Genomic DNA, 17,672 nt, shown 5'->3' with positions numbered 1-17,672 from the left:
GTGATAATTTTTACTCCTAACTCCTAACTCCTAACTTTTAACTTTTAAACTCGCAACGCCACCATTTTTTCCACAGCTTCTACTATTTGCTCTGGTTGGATGATTGTTAGTCGTTCCAGATTGCCGTTGTAAGGTGTGGGGATATCTTGGGAAGACAGCCGCAGTACTGGCGCATCTAATTCATCGAATAAGCGATCGTTTATTGAGGCGATGACTTCTGCTCCAATACCCGCAGTTCGCATCGATTCTTCTACAACAATGACTTTATGGGTTTTACGTATTGATGCCCCAATTGTATCAAAATCTAATGGTTTTAGGGAGATTAAATCGATAACTTCTGGATCATATCCTTGTTTCTCAAGGATTTTGACCGCTTGTAGCACATGATGCCGCATCCGTGAATAAGTGATAATTGTGACATCTTTCCCAGTTCGCACAATTTCTGCTTTATCCAGAGGTAGCAAGTATTCTTCTTCTGGTAAATCTTCTTTCAAGTTGTAAAGCAGAACGTGTTCAAAGAATAACACGGGATTATCATCGCGGATAGCGGATTTCAGTAGTCCTTTGGCGTTTCTTGGTGTGGAACAGGCAACAATTTTCAACCCTGGCACAGCTTGAAAATAAGTTTCTAGTCGCTGGGAATGTTCTGCACCTAGCTGTCGTCCGACACCTCCAGGGCCGCGAATTACCATCGGAATTTTAAAGTTACCGCCAGAAGTATAGCGCAACATCCCCGCGTTGTTGGATATTTGGTTGAAAGCGAGCAATAAAAAGCCCATATTCATCCCTTCAATGATGGGACGTAACCCTGTCATTGCTGCTCCTACAGCCATCCCAGTAAAGCTATTTTCGGCGATGGGGGTATCTAAAATGCGGAGTTCGCCATATTTTTGGTACAGGTCTTTGGTAACTTTATAGGAACCGCCGTAGTGTCCGACATCTTCACCAAGAACGAATACGCTGGAATCACGCGCCATTTCTTCATCAATGGCTTCCCGTAAGGCGTTGAAGAATAGTGTTTCTGCCATTTAGACCTTTTAGTACGATTATGATTTTAGAATTTTATCGTGCTGCTGTCGCAAATACGGTGAGCGATCGCACTAGTTAGAGTTTAGGTTATTTAAACTAACCGCTCCTAGCATAGAGCAAGTAATTGCCATAACTAAGTAAGTGCGCGAAAATAATCATCACTGGCTCGTAGTTGCGCTGTCTTCGCTAAAGCGCAACTACGAGCCAAATACAGAGATTTTACTTTTCGTTACATAGTTTGGTTTTATCTTGTCTAGCTACTTACACACAAGTCATCGAATTACCCAAAAATCTTGAAAAACCTCACCCTGTCCTAACGGACATCCCTCTCCTTGCCAAGGAAAGGGAAAGATTTACCCTTGGTAAGGGACTTCCAAGAAATAAATTATCCAATCTTGTGGGGTGGGCATCTTTGCCCGCCTTTGACTATGGGCGGGCGAGAAGCCCACCCCACAATAAATAGTTGTATAAGTTGTATATTTTTTTATTTGGAAGTCCCTAAAGCAAGGGTGAGGTTTTGATTTGTGAGTTGTAGAGTCAATTTGGATAGAGAATTATATAGAAACCTTTCACAAGGTTGGACATCGCCGAGATATCTACAACTAATTAAGTACAGAAGGTAGTGGCGTGGCAAGCCTAAAATAGTGCATTAGATGTAGGTTGGGTTTCCCGTTGCTCAACCCAACAGCAGGAAGAGGGTAGATGAGGATAAAATTTATGAAAGTCGAGGAAAAATTAAACTATGAACACAGCTATAATTGCCAAAGTAACGGCTGATGGAAAGCTAGAAATTCCTCCAGAAGTGTTGGCACAGCTTCAGCCCTCTACTGAGTATGAAATCTCGGTTACAGAAGATCAGATAGTTTTCAAAAAAACTTATAAACGATTAACACTAAAAGAATTAAGAAAACAAGTGAAAGAGGCTGGTTCAGATCCAAATCAACCAACGCTTGAAGAAATCAGTCAAATAGTCAAAGAAGTTAGACAAGAACTTTGGGCTGACAAATGAGGGTTGTAGTTGATGTCAATATTTGGATTTCAGCATTATTGTGGGGAGGAGTGCCAGATAAAGTTGTGATACTGGCACAAAAACAGACAATAACTATATTTGCTTCTGATGCTTTATTTCTGGAACTAGAAACTACTTTACATCGCCCAAAGTTTCAGTCCAAAATACAGTCTTTAAATTTAAATTTGGAAGATGTTATTAATGCCACAAAAGATGTACTAGAGTTTTGTCCAACTATCTCTGTAGATGCTCCTCAATTGCGCGATCCAAAAGATACTGTAGTTTTAGCTGCGGCTGTTGCGGCAAATGCTGAAGCAATTGTTACTGGTGATTTAGATTTATTGGTGTTGATAGAATTCAACGGAATTCCAATTTTAACTCCGCAAGATTTTTTAAGTCGTTATTTCTTAGATTAAGTTTTAGCGTTGTTGTCTGAAGGTGTCTCCTGATATGTCATATAGTGATTTTACTTTAGAGAAAGTCAAACATAACTTTCAAATAAATACTATTGAAAAAACTGATATTTTTGCTAATATACCTGCAAGAATATTTAACGAACGAGCAGGTAATGAAAATTTGATAATTTATGGAACTGTCACAACTGGAAGTATTTGGCAATTTTTAAAATTAGAAGGGCAATCTATCCAGATAGACTTAAGTGAATATTATCTTAAAGATGTCAATAAAATTTTAGGAATCTTAGCTAGTGCTGTACGCTGAAAAGATTATAGTTGCTGACGGTAAAATAGCGATCGCATCTCTAAAACACCCGCTCAAAAGGCTTTTTCCGATAACGCTGATAAATATCAAAATCACTATCCAGTACAACCCTCACTCTTTAAACCTTCTTTCCTGTCGCACTTCCTTTACCATCTTGCTAATTTCTTCAAGAGTAGGTTGATTTGGGTCAGGGCTTAATTCCTCAATCGGCGAAACCATTCTTTTATGTCTAACTCTTTCTGTATTTTTTTTAAAACAATAGAGTTTTCTATTAGAGAAACCTGATATTCATCGCCAGGACAAAGTTGTGCTTTTATTTCATCTGGCAGTTCTATTTCACCTTTCGGCATTACTTTGATCACAAAATCCATAATATTTTGCCTAATGACGGAGTTGTTTCAATACTAGCCAAAATACAACAATCTCACGACCAGACACAAAACACAACTTTCCGTCTTTGCGTGGCAGTCACTCATGAGTGACTGCTTTACCTCTGCGTGAGATTTCTAAATTCTTACTTTAACCATCGCGCCGCATCTTTGGCATGATAGGTCAAAATCAAATCTGCACCAGCGCGTTTAAAGCCAGTTAAAGTTTCTAAAACCACGCGCTCCTCATCAATCCAACCATTGAGAGCCGCAGCTTTCACCATCGCATACTCACCAGATACATTGTAAGCCGCAACAGGTAAGTTACTCGCTTCCTTCACCCGCCAGATAATGTCCATATATGCCAACGCTGGCTTAACCATCAGCATATCAGCACCTTCGGCAATATCTAATTCAACCTCTTTAATTGCTTCGCGGGCATTCCCCGGATCCATTTGGTAAGTTCTTCTGTCCCCAAATTGCGGTGTCGAGTCTGCTGCATCCCGAAATGGGCCATAATAACCCGAAGCATACTTAGCAGCATAAGACATGATCGGCGTGTCTTGAAATCCGGCTTCATCCAAACCTACGCGAATTGCCTGGACAAAACCATCCATCATCCCCGAAGGCGCGATGATATCGGCACCGGCTTTCGCTTGAGAAACTGCTGTTTTCTTCAGCAATTCTAAAGTTGGATCATTTAAAACTCGTCCTGTTAAATCACCAACTTGCAGATAACCACAATGACCGTGGCTAGTATACTCACATAAACAAGTATCAGCAATGACAATCAAATCTGGTACTGCTGCTTTTACCGCCGTGGCTGCTTTTTGGACGATACCGCAATCATGCCATGCGCCAGTGGCTTCTACATCTTTATCAGCCGGAATCCCAAATAGAATAATCGAAGGAATTCCTAAGTCGTAAACTTCTTTTGCCTCTTCGACAATTTTATCTACCGAAAGTTGGTAGACTCCGGGCATCGATTTTACTTCGTTAGCGATTGCCTCACCCGGTACAGCAAATAGTGGGTAAATTAAATCGCTTGTTGTCAAAACAGTTTCACGAACCATTCGACGCAGTTGAGGATGAGTACGCAGACGACGGGGGCGATGTGTAGGAAACATAAAATTTTATGAAGAAAAACAACGCAAATGGACACAAAATAAAGCGTCACAAAAGCAGGCTAAAATTTTCCTGCCGTCAGACAGACTACAAACAGTGCTTAACTGTCCTTTGCCCTACTCTTAATCAAGTTGTGGGGCAATTTTGTATTCTACAGCTTGGTTGCATCTATCCGACGGGCTGGAAAAAAAACAACATAGTAAGCAATTCACGGATTGAAAATGATAAGACTGTCTGTTGGTAAAATCGTGGGGAACTGAGGGTTGAAATTTAAACGCAAAGTGGCGCAGAGGCACGCAGATAATTCGCTACTAATTGGTAGCAAATAACTGATAATTACCAATGACCTCATACCCCATGCCCCATGCCCCATGCCCAATGATAATCTGGGTTAAAAAACTCGGAAAATATAGGGATAACGGAAGGGTACATCAGGATTGTTGAAAACTCCGATGAGCGCCCAAATTGTTAATCCCCAGTGCAATAGATATCCCAGACCGGCTAGTGGCCCCAATATTAATAGTGGTAGCACCAACCAACCGAATAGAAAAAACAGTGTTCCTAGAATCACTGCATAAAGCCAGACATTAAAGTGGAAATTTATCGATTCTCTAGCGTTTTCTTTGACAACAGGATCGTCAGACACGAGCAGTATGGCAATAGGTATACCTACAGATACCAATGTCGTGCTTAAAAAAATGGCTCCATGAGACAAGGCAGATAAAAGCTTTCGCTTGTCTGTGTCGTACATTGCTTTCTCCTATTTAGTCAGATTGTTAGTTATATTACGACCCTATCACGAGCATCGTTGTCTTAAGATTAAAAGACTTGCCAGAGTCCAAAAAAATTAAGTTAGCTAACAAACAAATACACTTATGTCTACTGAACTTGAGTCTGAACTTATTGCAGCAGTTGAACTTCGCCGCAACTTTGCGATTATTTCTCACCCTGATGCGGGTAAAACTACACTAACAGAAAAATTACTCTTGTACGGAGGTGCAATTCACGAAGCTGGGGCGGTTAAGGCACGACGCGCACAGCGTAAGGCAACCTCTGACTGGATGGCGATGGAGCAACAACGGGGTATTTCTATTACTTCCACGGTGTTGCAATTTGAATACCAGGACTGTCAGATAAATTTATTAGACACTCCCGGACACCAAGACTTCAGTGAAGATACTTATCGCACCCTCGCCGCCGCCGATAATGCAGTGATGTTAATTGATGCGGCAAAAGGTTTGGAACCCCAAACTCGGAAATTGTTTGAAGTGTGTAAGTTGCGGGGTATCCCAATTTTTACATTTATCAACAAGCTGGATCGCCCAGGAAGAGAACCTCTGGAACTTTTGGATGAAATTGAGAAAGAATTGGGATTGCAAACCTATGCAGTCAACTGGCCGATTGGGATGGGCGATCGCTTTAAAGGTGTTTTTGACCGACATAAGCAACAAATTCACCTGTTTGAACGCAGCGCCCACGGTAGCCGAGAAGCCCGTGATACGGTAGTCGAATTAACTGATCCGAGAATAGAAGATCAGCTAGAACAAAGCCTGTACTATCAACTGAAAAATGATTTAGAACTTTTAGAAGGAGTTGGTCCAGAGTTAGATTTGCAGCTGGTACACCTCGGCAAAATGACGCCTGTGTTCTTTGGTAGCGCTATGACCAACTTTGGGGTAGAGTTATTCCTCAAGTATTTCCTCGACTATGCCCTCAAACCCGGCTCTCATTACAGCAGTGTTGGCGAACTTCCCCCTACATACCCAGAATTTTCGGGGTTTGTTTTCAAACTGCAAGCGAATATGGACCCGAAACACCGCGATCGCGTCGCATTTATCCGGGTTTGCACTGGTAAGTTTGAAAAAGATATGATGGTGAATCACGCCCGCATTGGTAAACCCATCCGTCTATCTCGCCCGCAAAAACTCTTTGCTCAAGAGCGGGAATCGATTGATGTGGCTTATCCTGGCGATGTGATCGGTTTAAACAATCCTGGTGTTTTTGCGATCGGAGATACAATTTACACGGGACAAAAGCTCGAATATGAGGGGATTCCGTATTTTTCGCCGGAACTGTTCGCATCTCTGAGGAATCCCAACCCCTCGAAGTCTAAACAATTCCAAAAAGGCGTTGCGGAATTGCGAGAAGAAGGTGCTGTACAAATTATGTATTCAACTGATGAAGCCAAGCGCGATCCAATTTTGGCGGCGGTGGGTCAGTTGCAATTCGAGGTAGTGCAGTTTCGCTTACAAAATGAGTATGGTGTAGAAACCATATTAGATGTATTGCCCTACAGTGTCGCCCGTTGGGTTGAGGGTGGTTGGGAAGCATTAGAAAAAGTGGGACGAATATTCAATACCACTACAGTTAAAGATAGTATGGGCCGCCCAGTGTTGCTATTCCGCAACGAATGGAATTGTCAACAATTACTGGGCGACCATCCAGAGTTAAAATTAAGCGCGTTGGCAGAGCCCGCCGTAGGCATCGCTCCAGTTTTTTCTAGTCAACAACCAGTGGAGGAATAATTCACTTGACAAGCAAAACTTGGGCGCGGTTGATTTCCACGGCATCCGAGGTTCGCGCTTTTGCACAAACGTGGATCACCAAGAAGAGATTGGAGTGCCAGAATTTGTATGCCTTCACATGCCAAACCGTCTTTGGAGGCTGGTTTAGTTGCCCTCAAGCAGGGAAATTACCAAACAGCGATCGCTCAACTAGAACCTATTGCTAGTAGTCATAATGGTACTGCTAGCTTACAAGCCCAGGTTGGTTTAGTGATGGCTTATGCACGGATTGGAGAAGCCTCCAAAGCGATCGCTATTTCTCAGAATCTCATTGAGAGTAACAATCCGCAAGTTCAAGAGTGGGCAACACGCGCACTCGAACACCTAACAAAACGTCAAAAACGCGATCGAGAATCAAAAAATGTCGAAACTGGATTTGTTGCTTTTGATAATTCAACCCCAGATTCAACCCCAGCTACTCCCCCGGAAACTCCGATATTAGAGGAACCAAAAGAGCAAGTAATAGAAACCAAAACCGACGACACCCCGCCGATGGTGCCACTGGCTAAACTCAAAGCTACAGTAGCGACACCATTGCCAGCAGCAGGATCTCTGCCCTTAAGCGGCTTCATGGGTTCTGTTACCCGCACCCAAGCGAAATTATTCGGCGTTATTTATTGGCGACAAGCACAACGCGCCAGAGCATGGCAACCCCTACGCAAACCGAAATTAATCCCTTTGCGGTTGCTAACAGCAGGAACATTCATTGCTCTGTTTTGGGTGATGCGAGAAATCCTCAAGTTAGCAATGGGATTAATCAACCAGACTTTAGTTAAACTACCTTATCTGGAGCCGTTGCAGCTTTTATACCGCGACCCTACTAAATTGTTGTTAATAGTATTGGTGATTTTGCTCGGAGTATCACCTTGGTTGCTGGATCTGCTACTGGCGAACTTGTATGGTCAGCGAGAATTTCCCAAAGATGTATTAAATGCCCATAGCCGCGAAGCTGTTCGGGTGCTACAACGTTGTTCCCAACAACGGCACTGGCCGTTACCCAAACTGCGGATTTTACCAATGGCTGCACCAATTATCCTGACTTATGGTAGTTTACCACGTAATGCCAGGATTGTTGTAAGTCAGGGGCTATTAGAGCAACTGGCAGATGATGAAATCGCCATTATCTACGCCACGCAGCTAGGGCATATTGCTCACTGGGATTTTGCTGTGATGTCTTTGTTGCTGCTGGTGACACTACCAATTCATCAGCTATATCAGCAAGTGTCGAACTGGGGAGACAAAATATCAGGGATTTGGCGCTATCCGGTGACACTTCTGGCTAGTATCGTTTATGAAGTTTGGTGTTTGCTGACTGGAACTGGATTGTGGTTGTCGCGGTTGCGGCTTTATTATAGCGATCGCGTCGCCTCTGAAATTACTGGTAATCCCAATGCCCTGATTCGCGCTTTACTCAAAATCGCCATTGGCATTGCAGCTGATATCCAAAAAGAAGAAGAGACAAGTTGGCAACTAGAAAGCTTAAATCTCCTGACACCAGTAAGCCACCAACAGAGCCTTTCTTTAGGCACTATTGCCAGTAATTTATCTTTTGAATCATTTTTGAAGTGGGATACTGCCAATCCCTATCGCCGATGGTTTACAATTAATAATAGTCATCCCCTGATGGGCGATCGCATCGAACGCCTCTGCGAAATAGCCCGTCACTGGCATCTAGACACCGAACTACATTTTGCAAGCGTTCCATCAAAAGTTAAGCGTCAGTCTTTCTTATTACAAATCGCTCCTTGGTTGGGAATTCCTCTAGGGGTTCTGTTTGCAGCTTTCGTCTGGCTAACCTGGCAACTAGCATTCGCACTCAAGTTTTTAAATCTAAAGTGGATATATGAAGATTGGTCTTTCATTACAGGCTGCCTTCTAATTGGCTTTAGCATCGGTACACTGATGCGGATTAATTCTTTCTTCCCCGATATTAAACCTGCCACTGTGCAAACTGACGATTACCTACCTAACCTGTTAGCTGACCCTGACGCGTTACCAATTGATAGTATCAGCGTGCGTCTTGTAGGCAAACTATTAGGTCGTCAAGGCACTAGCAACTCCCTAGCGCAAGATTTAATCCTTCAATCCAGCGCAGGTTTAGTGAAATTACACCACATTTCTTGGCTAGGACAGCCAGTCAATCACCAGGAGCTAATTGGTAGGCAAATTATTGTCACAGGTTGGTTTAGGCGAGGAGCAACACCTTGGATCGATATCCAAACCCTGGAAACCCAAAGTGGTAAAACCATTCATAGCCCTCATCCTATTTGGTCTACTTTTTTAGCAGTTGCAGCACAGGCTTGGGGCGCATACATTTTTCTTACTGGTTAGTTATTGGTCATTGGTCATTGGTCATTGGTCATTAACAAAGGACAAAAGGGAATGTAAACAAAAGTTGCAGGTTATCTTTCAAAATGTTACATTTATTTACACAAACAATAGCAAGCGACATAACTCAGTATTACAGCTTAGTTGTGAATTCGGATGCTTTTCCCCCCGCTCCATACCTTTTTACCCTTCTAACACAGCAGGAAATTAACCAGCCAGTGGCTGGTTTTTGTTTCAAAATATGCTCCCTTGAATAAAAAAATGTGTTTTATGTTACGATCCAGTAATACTAAGGTCAGAAATGTATGCGCTAAACTAGCTACGTAGAAAATACCGTGGTAATGTAAGGAATGGTATTTGATTCTGCGAAAAAAGGCATGGAAGAAAGCGTGTACTTTAGCAGGCAATAGGCTATTAAATTTACAATTCTTAGAATTAAGGTGTTATTAGCTCACCATAATGTGGGCGTTTAGATTAAACAAGCTTGATCCCGACGAAAAACTGTATTGTTGTATAGGTTGACAGTTTCGAGCAAAAAAATTGGTTGATGGCAGTCTTGGTCAATAGCATCTATTTAAATAAAAGCCAAAGCCAAGTGATTGTTTTCTTGCCTTGCCATGTTCATTCAACTCTGGAGGTATAGTTCATGTCCATTCGCCTATATATAGGTAATTTGCCTAAAGAAGAAATAGATCGTCAGGATCTGCAAGCAGTTTTTGCAGCAGAAGGTGATGCTGTAACTACTAAATTAATTAAAGACCGTAAAACTGGCAAATGCCGTGGTTTCGGTTTTCTTACAGTCAACAACGACGAGCAAGCTGATGAAATTATTGAAAAATATAATGGTCAGATGTTCAAAGAGACTCCGATTAAGCTAGAGAAGGCATTACCTCGGACAAAAGGTGATGAAGGCGAGGAGCAACCTCCAAAACCAGTTACTCTTGCTGCTGCTAGTAGTACCCCTACTCCTATGCCTACTAGAGAAGGTAGCCGCCGCGATAAAAGCTCTAAGAAGCCTCGCCGTGGCTCAGGTGGCGGTGGCGGTTCTCGTGAAAACAGCACCACAACCACCGATTCAGATGCTATTCGTCCAGATCCTCGTTGGGCTTCGGAATTAGAAAAGCTGAAGCAGATGTTAGCTGCACAAACTACGAATTAATCCTTAAGGGAGAGAAATTAAAAATTAAAAATCAGAATTTTTTTTTGATTTTTAATTTTTAATATTACTTAGCTGCTTAGTTAAAAACTAATTGCAGTTAATTTTTTAAGTGCGACACCGAACAGCCCATCGTACATTGGTGTCAACTTAAGTAAGCTAGAAATCGCTTATCCGTTGGCTTCCACGCCCGCCTAGAAATTAATTTCAAGGCTAATAGCCAAAGTCTACTGAAGTAGACTAAAGATTTTAGAGATTATTTAGTCATTAAGAAATGACTTGAGCTATAAGAGAAGGAACTGAAGTTCGTTGTGGGACATGAGTTTTAAGTTAAGTTGACACCAATGCCCACCGTAGGCATCCCATAGTAAAATCAAGCGACACATAAATTTGACGCATTTCACATACTTACGTAATCCTAGTAAGTATATACTGATACTACAGTAACTTAAATAGAGTTACTGTAAGAGCTTGCTTATAAAAAAATTAAGTTTTTGTGATTAGGCGCATTGAAAAACCTGACTGAAAGTGAATGCGATGCCTAGGGTATTCTCTGCGCCTACGCAGTAATTGTCTAGATTTGACATGTTATGGCTAGCTGATATGCCAAGTTAAGCAAAGACGCAAAGCCGCAGAGAATACCGTAGGCATCGCTCTAAAGATAATCTACACTCAAGGTGATACCGATCGTTTGCAGCTTCTGTTATGTCCTCAACTCTGGATTCTTTGCCACCTGCGCTCGCTAAAATTGTCCAGCGCTTTCAACGCGCTTCCGAACCGAAGCGACGCTATGAACAGCTAATCTGGTATGCTCAGAAGCTCAATGAGTTCCCAGAAGCTGGAAAATTACCCGAAAATAAAGTTCCTGGTTGCGTGTCTCAAGTTTATATCACCGCAGCCTTGGATGATGGTAAGGTTGTGTTTCAGGGCGATTCCGATTCTCAGTTAACCAAAGGATTAGTCGGGCTTCTGGTTGAAGGATTACATGGACTAACGCCAAGTGAGATTGTCCAGCTTACTCCAGATTTTATTCAAGAAACAGGTTTAAATGTTAGCCTGACACCTTCCCGTGCTAATGGATTTTACAACATTTTCAAAACCATGCAAAAAAAAGCATTGGAATCTAAAATTGGTCATTAGTCATTGGTCATTGGTCATTGGTAATTAGCAAAGCACAAATGACTAATAATGTAAAATTACCAAAATTTAGTCTAATGTCAACAAATTTATTATCTACGTCTGCTGCTATTGGCTTTGGTGGAGTAGTTCAAGAATATCTCTGGAATTGGGAAAATCAGCAATTGCGCGTTATTTATGAAACCCTCGGTAAAGGTTCACCGCTATTGCTGCTACCATCTTTCAGCACTGTTTCAACACGTTCGGAAGTAGGCGAACTTGCCAGGTTGCTAGCTCCCCATTTTCAAGTTGTAGCCTTAGACTGGCCTGGATTTGGTGAATCTTCTCGCCCTAGTTTGGATTACCAGCCGGAAATATATCAGCAATTTCTGGAAGATTTTGTCAAAGCTGTTTTTAATACTTCTATTACTGCGATCGCGGCTGGTCATGCTGCTAGTTACGTTTTACAATTAGCTGTGAAACAACCTGCTACTTTCTCAAGAATTTTATTGTTAGCTCCTACTTGGCGTGGCCCTTTGCCGACAATGGGGGCAAGTCAGCAAATAGCTGGCATTGTGAGAGAATTAGTGCGATCGCCTATACTTGGTCAAGCTCTCTACAAACTCAACACTACCCAATCTTTTTTAGGTTTTATGTACCGCCGTCATGTCTTTACTGACGCGGCTAAAATTACACCCAGTTTCATTGAGAAAAAATGGCACACGACTCAACAACCAGGAGCGCGTTTTGCATCTGCTGCCTTTGTAACTGGTAATCTCGATGCTGTACACAAACAATCGGATTTTCTGGGACTTGTGGAGTCTTTAACTGTACCGCTCATGGTAGTAATTGGAGAATCCAGCCCCCCCAAATCACGAGAAGAAATGAACGCTTTAGTCGCCTTACCAGGAGTGAAAAGCGTTGTTATTCCCGGTTCTTTGGGACTACATGAAGAATACCCAGGAGTTGTTTTAGAAGTAGTTCAAGATTTTTTGTTCTCTTCATAAAATTAAATCTTGGTGCAAGATTAAGATTAGTTCAAGCTACGCCAAATTGTGAATAGACCTCTTATACCAATGCAAAATTTGCCCTCATCCCCCAACCCCTTCTCCCAAAATTGGGAGAAGGGGAGCCTATTTCAAAGTCCCTCTCCCAAGCTTCGGAGAGGGATTTAGGGAGAGGGCAAAAATTGATTCAAGAAGTTTAATATAGATTACTTATTACAGATGCGTAAAAATAAAATGTTTCTAGATTAAATTATGTGATGATTTTGCTTAAACCCTAAATAACAGCAAGTTCGCACAAAAATATAAAAAGTCTTATCATGGGTGATAATGATTATCCATAAGGTGAGACAAGAGGAATTTAGAGTATGGTGGCTGACGTAATCAACAATTCAGTTCCCGTTACTGTTCTTACAGGCTATTTGGGAGCAGGTAAAACGACTCTACTCAATCACATCCTCACCTACGAACACGGCAAAAAAGTTGCTGTGATTGTGAATGAATTTGGGGAAGTGGGTATTGATAATCAATTGATTATCGATGCAGATGAAGAAATTTTTGAAATGAATAATGGCTGTATCTGTTGTACAGTGCGCGGCGATTTAATTCGGATCATTGGCAATTTGATGAAGCGACGCGATAAATTTGACCATTTAGTAATTGAAACAACTGGATTAGCCGACCCTGCACCAGTGATTCAGACATTTTTTGTGGATGAAGATTTGCAAAGCCAACTGTCTTTAGATGCGGTGGTGACAGTCGTAGATGCCAAGCATATCTCGCAGCACTGGGATGCAGACGAAGCCCAAGAACAGATTGCTTTTGCCGATGTAATTTTACTTAATAAAACAGATTTGGTAGCGCCAGAAGAGTTGGATGAATTAGAAAAACGGATTCGGGCGATGAATGCGATCGCAAAAATCTACCGTACCCAAAATTCTGAACTCGGAATGGATGCTTTATTAGGTGTAAAAGCCTTTGATTTAGATCGTGCATTAGAAATTGATCCAGATTTCTTAGGCGAAGATGCCCACGTACACGATGAAACTGTCTTTTCTGTAGCTTTAGTAGAAGCAGGTGCAGTCGATGGAGAAAAATTAAACACTTGGATTTCCGAGTTATTGCGTACCCAAGGCCCAGATATTTTTCGGATGAAAGGCATTTTAAATATTGCAGGAGAAGATAATCGATTTGTCTTTCAAGGAGTCCACATGATATTTGATGGTAAACCAGATCGCCCCTGGAAAGCCAGCGAAACCCCCAAAAACGAACTAGTATTCATCGGCCGCAACCTTGATGCAGCCCAACTCAAGCAAGATTTTCTCGCTTGTCTAGCTTAAAAAGTGAGTGAGGAGTGATGAGTGAGGAGTGATGAGTTAAAAATTCCTAACTCCTAACTTTTAACTCCTAACTTTTAACTCCTAACTTTTAACTTCTAACTTCTGTAGAAAATATGAACTCCACAACCAAATCTAAGGAATTTGAACAACATTATTCGGGGACACTTTCAGATTATGTAACTGCGATCGCTTGGTCGCCACAAGGTAAAACTTTAGCAGCAACCTCCGCCGCCGGGGAAGTAGTTCTGTGGAATGATGGCGAACTCACAACTTTACAAAGTAGTAACGGTAAATCAGTAGACTGTCTAGCTTTTTCACCAGATGGAAAATTTTTAGCTGTTGGTGGACAAGATGGACAGGTGAAAATTTGGCGCGATACTGAATTAATCGCCACTTTAGAAAATGCCCCCGCATGGGTTGATAAGCTAGCTTGGAATTACACCAGTAACCAACTAGCTTTTAGTTTGGGGCGTTATGTCCAAGTTTGGGATGCAGATACTCATGAAATTGTCGTGACGCTGAATTTCGACAACTCTTCAGTATTGGGGATAGATTGGCGGATTGATGGACAATACTTAGCCATTAATGGTTATAAAGGAGTCAAGATTTGGCACAGTCAAAACTGGGATGAAGAACCATACAACCTAGATATGACTACTGTCAGCGTAGCGATCGCTTGGTCGCCCGATGGCAAATTCCTCGCTTCTGGTAATATGGATCGTAGTGTCACCGTTTTAGAATGGAACAACCCCGACCCTTGGGTGATGCGTGGCTTCCCTGGTAAAATTCGCCAATTGGCATGGTCAGAAACTATGACTAAACTGGGTGCGCCAATACTGGCATCTTCTAGCGTTGAAGGTATTGTAGTATGGGAAAAGCTAGAGGATGATTCATTCGGTTGGGAAGCGCGAGTATTAACAAATCATGTGGGTGTGATTAATGCGATCGCCTTTGCACCGAAAAGCTTCCTTCTCGCTTCTGTTGCTGCTGACGGCTGGTTATGCTTGTGGAACAAAGCCAAGGAAGTATCCCAAATTATCACAGGTGTCTCAGGAGGATTTTCTACCCTAGCTTGGCATCCCCAAGGGAAGTTACTGGCCGCAGGGGGTGAACAGGGTGAATTAGTTATATGGTCAAAGGTTTTGCGGGGTCAAGGATTTGGGCGTAGTTAAGCAATACTTGGTAATTAAAGTTGAACCTCGGCAATTTATTGGCTATGCTGTATCAGCAAAGGTATCTTTGTGTGAATTATGAACATAATCAAACTGATTTTACTTGCCTGTCCCGCATTTCTGGTATCCATGCTGCTGGTAGTCAATCCAGCAAACGCATCCAGCCTAAAATCTGCTTATGCTACCCAAATTATGACGGTAGTATCTACACAACAAATTCCTGATCTGGCAACACCACATTTGATTCAAACATCTAATCCGATTATTGATCAACTTGGTTGCAATTGTGCCAACTGCGTTCAGTCTAAATCTCAGTCGCTACAAGGCAAACTGCCATCAGTCGATTTTTAATAAACTTAGGAGTCATGAATATTGTAGGGACACAGCATTCCTCATTGGTGTCAACTTAAGCTATAGCAGTCCTAAATCATTCGTGAGAAATAAAATCGCTGAAAAGGCTATAAATACGTACTTTTAATCATCGTATTTTCTCACGGATCAATTCGGATTGCTATAGAAATAGCTTAACTGTTAGCTTCCTCACCCGCCCAGAAATAAATTTCAGCGGCTCATAGCTAAAGTCTACTGAAGTAGACTAAATATTCCTAAAAATCTTTAGTCTACTTCAGTAGACTTTATCTATTAGCAAGGAACTTCAGTTACTTGCGGGACATGACTTTTACGTTAAGTTGACACCTATGAGCATTGCTGTGTCCTTATTAATTTTATGAGCTTTTTGTCCGTGGCGATCGCCTACGGCAGGCACTAGCTGCGGCATCCTTATTTATGATATTCGCTAAAGGTCACACCTGAAAAACGAGGTAGGAAAGCTGTTAGGTAAATTCCTGGATACTGAGAAACCTGCTGGTAAGCCAGTGAAATTGGTGCAATCGCCATCTGCACCCAAGCTGTTAAGCTCTTGTTAAAAGAGGTAGTCTGGGGATTAGAAAACTTGCTAGAGTGAACGTAGAGTTAGCCTTAATGTCTAATCCCCAAAACCTATACATCTCATGGATTTTGCTAATATTGCATCCCAGCTAAACGCTGGAACGATTTTGCCAGAGGGGATTGTTATTCTCACCCTCTTGGGGGTTTTGATTGTTGATTTGATTTTGGGGCGTACATCCGCACGCTGGATTGGATATCTAGCGATCGCAGGTTTATTTGCTTCGATTGTCGCCCTATATTTTCAATGGGACGCTCCTAATCCCATCGGTTTCACCGGGAGCTTTAACGGTGATGACCTAAGTATCGTCTTTCGCGGTATTATCGCCTTGTCTGCGATCGCCACTATACTGATGTCAATTCGCTACGTTGAGCAGAGCGGCACCGCTTTAGCAGAATTTATCGCTATTTTGCTGAGTGCTACTCTGGGAGGGATGTTTTTATCCGGGGCTAGTGAGTTGGTGATGATTTTCATCTCCCTAGAAACCCTGAGTATTTCATCTTATTTATTGACAGGTTATACTAAGCGTGATCCCCGCTCCAATGAAGCGGCGCTGAAATACTTGTTAATTGGAGCTTCTAGTACAGCAGTATTTTTGTACGGTGTATCACTGCTGTATGGACTATCTGGAGGACAAACAGAACTAAGTGCGATCGCTAATGGCATTGCCACAGCTAAAGTAGGACAATCTTTAGGTTTAGTGATTGCGTTGGTTTTTGCGATCGCAGGTATTGGCTTCAAAATCTCCGCAGCACCCTTCCACCAGTGGACACCAGACGTTTACGAAGGCGCTCCTACCCCAGTCATCGCCTTTTTATCTGTCGGTTCCAAAGCAGCTGGGTTTGCCCTAGCCATTCGCTTACTGACAACAGCCTTCCCCTTAGTTGCTGAAGAGTGGAGATTTGTCTTCACTGCTCTAGCCGTTCTCAGCATGATTTTGGGTAACGTAGTCGCCCTAGCCCAAACCACCATGAAACGGATGCTAGCTTATTCATCCATTGCCCAAGCTGGGTTTGTGATGATTGGCTTGATTGCTGGTACACAGGCGGGCTATGCCAGTATGATATTTTACCTACTGGTTTACCTGTTCATGAACCTGTGCGGCTTTACCTGCATCATCCTGTTCTCACTGCGGACGGGAACCGACCAGATTGCCGAATACTCTGGTTTATATCAAAAAGACCCACTATTAACACTGGGCTTGAGTATCTCCCTGCTTTCCTTGGGTGGTATTCCACCATTGGCTGGGTTTTTCGGCAAGATTTACTTATTCTGGGCTGGTTGGCAAGCAGGTCTTTATTGGTTAGTCTTGCTGGGCTTAGTTACCACCGTCGTCTCCATCTACTACTACATTCGTGTAGTTAAGATGATGGTAGTAAAAGAACCCCATGAAATGTCCGACTCGGTGAAGAATTATCCCCAAGTGCGTTGGGATTTGCCTGGGCTAAGACCTTTGCAGGTCGGGTTGGTGGTAACATTAATTGCCACATCCATAGCAGGGATTTTGTCAAATCCACTGTTTACATTGGCGAATAATTCCATCTCTAATACCCCAATTTTGCAAGCAACAATCAACACTAATGTAAAAGCCGAAAATCCACTGGTTTTACCAAAGTTAGATGCGGTTAGTCAGTCTCAACCCTCAGTTGATTCTACCGCTAAGATTTAACCGAGTCTCAACCAAACTTTGTACTTCAATAAACGCCTGTTTGCTCATTAGCAGACAGGCGTTTATCATATTTTTTAACCTACGATCAAATTCCCAACTTATAGCCCAATATGCTTGGGTTAAGGA

At 42.3% G+C, this 17,672-nt stretch carries 16 protein-coding genes; 12 read left to right on the top strand and 4 right to left on the bottom strand.

Translation table 11 applies throughout. The features are described from left to right. Positions 1–44 precede the first annotated feature (44 nt). The gene (locus V7K32_RS06135; RefSeq protein ID WP_334991266.1) at positions 45–1,028 is read right to left on the bottom strand and encodes an alpha-ketoacid dehydrogenase subunit beta; all 984 of its coding nucleotides are present in this window, start codon (positions 1,026–1,028) and stop codon (positions 45–47) included. 743 nt (positions 1,029–1,771) lie between these two features. On the opposite strand from V7K32_RS06135, the gene V7K32_RS06130 reads away from it, so the two are divergent. Genes V7K32_RS06130 through V7K32_RS06120 form a run of 3 tightly spaced genes read left to right on the top strand, consistent with a single transcriptional unit; the run spans position 1,772 to position 2,758 of the window. Further along, on the top strand, positions 1,772–2,038 hold the full coding sequence (locus V7K32_RS06130) for a hypothetical protein (protein WP_334991264.1): 267 nt from the start codon (positions 1,772–1,774) through the stop codon (positions 2,036–2,038). After that, the gene (locus V7K32_RS06125; protein ID WP_334991262.1) at positions 2,035–2,454 is read left to right on the top strand and encodes a putative toxin-antitoxin system toxin component, PIN family; all 420 of its coding nucleotides are present in this window, start codon (positions 2,035–2,037) and stop codon (positions 2,452–2,454) included. Before V7K32_RS06130 ends, V7K32_RS06125 begins: the two co-directional genes overlap by 4 nt. A gap of 34 nt (positions 2,455–2,488) precedes the next feature. Next, entirely contained in the window at positions 2,489–2,758 is a 270-nt protein-coding gene (locus V7K32_RS06120; RefSeq protein WP_334991260.1) for a hypothetical protein, read from the top strand. Between the two features lie 194 nt (positions 2,759–2,952). Here the strand turns inward: V7K32_RS06120 and V7K32_RS06115 are convergent, their stop codons facing one another. The 3 genes from V7K32_RS06115 to V7K32_RS06105 all read right to left on the bottom strand — a co-directional run bounded on the left by V7K32_RS06115 (position 2,953) and on the right by V7K32_RS06105 (position 5,002). Next, positions 2,953–3,129 (bottom strand): hypothetical protein, encoded by a 177-nt coding sequence (locus tag V7K32_RS06115; protein WP_334991258.1) that lies wholly within the window; start codon positions 3,127–3,129, stop codon positions 2,953–2,955. A gap of 143 nt (positions 3,130–3,272) precedes the next feature. Then, on the bottom strand, positions 3,273–4,253 hold the full coding sequence (gene hemB, locus V7K32_RS06110; RefSeq protein WP_334991256.1) for a porphobilinogen synthase: 981 nt from the start codon (positions 4,251–4,253) through the stop codon (positions 3,273–3,275). Positions 4,254–4,642: 389 nt separating this feature from the next. Next, the gene (locus V7K32_RS06105) at positions 4,643–5,002 is read right to left on the bottom strand and encodes a DUF4870 domain-containing protein (RefSeq protein WP_334991254.1); all 360 of its coding nucleotides are present in this window, start codon (positions 5,000–5,002) and stop codon (positions 4,643–4,645) included. Between the two features lie 124 nt (positions 5,003–5,126). Between V7K32_RS06105 and prfC the strand changes: the two genes are divergently transcribed. The 9 genes from prfC to V7K32_RS06060 all read left to right on the top strand — a co-directional run bounded on the left by prfC (position 5,127) and on the right by V7K32_RS06060 (position 17,546). Continuing rightward, positions 5,127–6,776, top strand: coding sequence for a peptide chain release factor 3 (prfC, locus tag V7K32_RS06100; RefSeq protein ID WP_334991252.1), 1,650 nt, complete (start codon positions 5,127–5,129; stop codon positions 6,774–6,776). A 108-nt stretch (positions 6,777–6,884) separates the two neighbouring features. After that, positions 6,885–9,146, top strand: coding sequence for a M48 family metalloprotease (locus tag V7K32_RS06095; protein ID WP_334991251.1), 2,262 nt, complete (start codon positions 6,885–6,887; stop codon positions 9,144–9,146). Positions 9,147–9,789: 643 nt separating this feature from the next. Further along, the gene (locus tag V7K32_RS06090) at positions 9,790–10,302 is read left to right on the top strand and encodes an RNA recognition motif domain-containing protein (RefSeq protein WP_334991250.1); all 513 of its coding nucleotides are present in this window, start codon (positions 9,790–9,792) and stop codon (positions 10,300–10,302) included. A gap of 702 nt (positions 10,303–11,004) precedes the next feature. Further along, positions 11,005–11,439, top strand: a complete 435-nt coding sequence (locus V7K32_RS06085) for a SufE family protein (RefSeq protein WP_334882936.1) — start codon at positions 11,005–11,007, stop codon at positions 11,437–11,439. 74 nt (positions 11,440–11,513) lie between these two features. After that, positions 11,514–12,422 (top strand): alpha/beta fold hydrolase, encoded by a 909-nt coding sequence (locus tag V7K32_RS06080; RefSeq protein WP_334991249.1) that lies wholly within the window; start codon positions 11,514–11,516, stop codon positions 12,420–12,422. 365 nt (positions 12,423–12,787) lie between these two features. Beyond that, positions 12,788–13,759 (top strand): CobW family GTP-binding protein, encoded by a 972-nt coding sequence (locus tag V7K32_RS06075; protein WP_334991247.1) that lies wholly within the window; start codon positions 12,788–12,790, stop codon positions 13,757–13,759. Positions 13,760–13,872: 113 nt separating this feature from the next. Further along, a complete protein-coding gene (locus V7K32_RS06070) occupies positions 13,873–14,931 on the top strand; it encodes a WD40 repeat domain-containing protein (RefSeq protein ID WP_334991245.1) in 1,059 nt (352 codons plus the stop codon). A 78-nt stretch (positions 14,932–15,009) separates the two neighbouring features. Further along, positions 15,010–15,282: a hypothetical protein gene (locus V7K32_RS06065; protein WP_334991243.1), complete on the top strand. Its 273-nt coding sequence runs from the start codon at positions 15,010–15,012 to the stop codon at positions 15,280–15,282. A gap of 659 nt (positions 15,283–15,941) precedes the next feature. Next, positions 15,942–17,546 (top strand): NAD(P)H-quinone oxidoreductase subunit N, encoded by a 1,605-nt coding sequence (locus V7K32_RS06060; protein WP_334991241.1) that lies wholly within the window; start codon positions 15,942–15,944, stop codon positions 17,544–17,546. Positions 17,547–17,672 lie beyond the last annotated feature (126 nt).

The organism is Nostoc sp., assembly GCF_036917635.1.
GTDB lineage: Bacteria > Cyanobacteriota > Cyanobacteriia > Cyanobacteriales > Nostocaceae > Nostoc.
The sequence above is the reverse complement of the archived record's forward strand: the minus strand, read 5'-3'. Positions and strand labels throughout refer to the sequence as shown.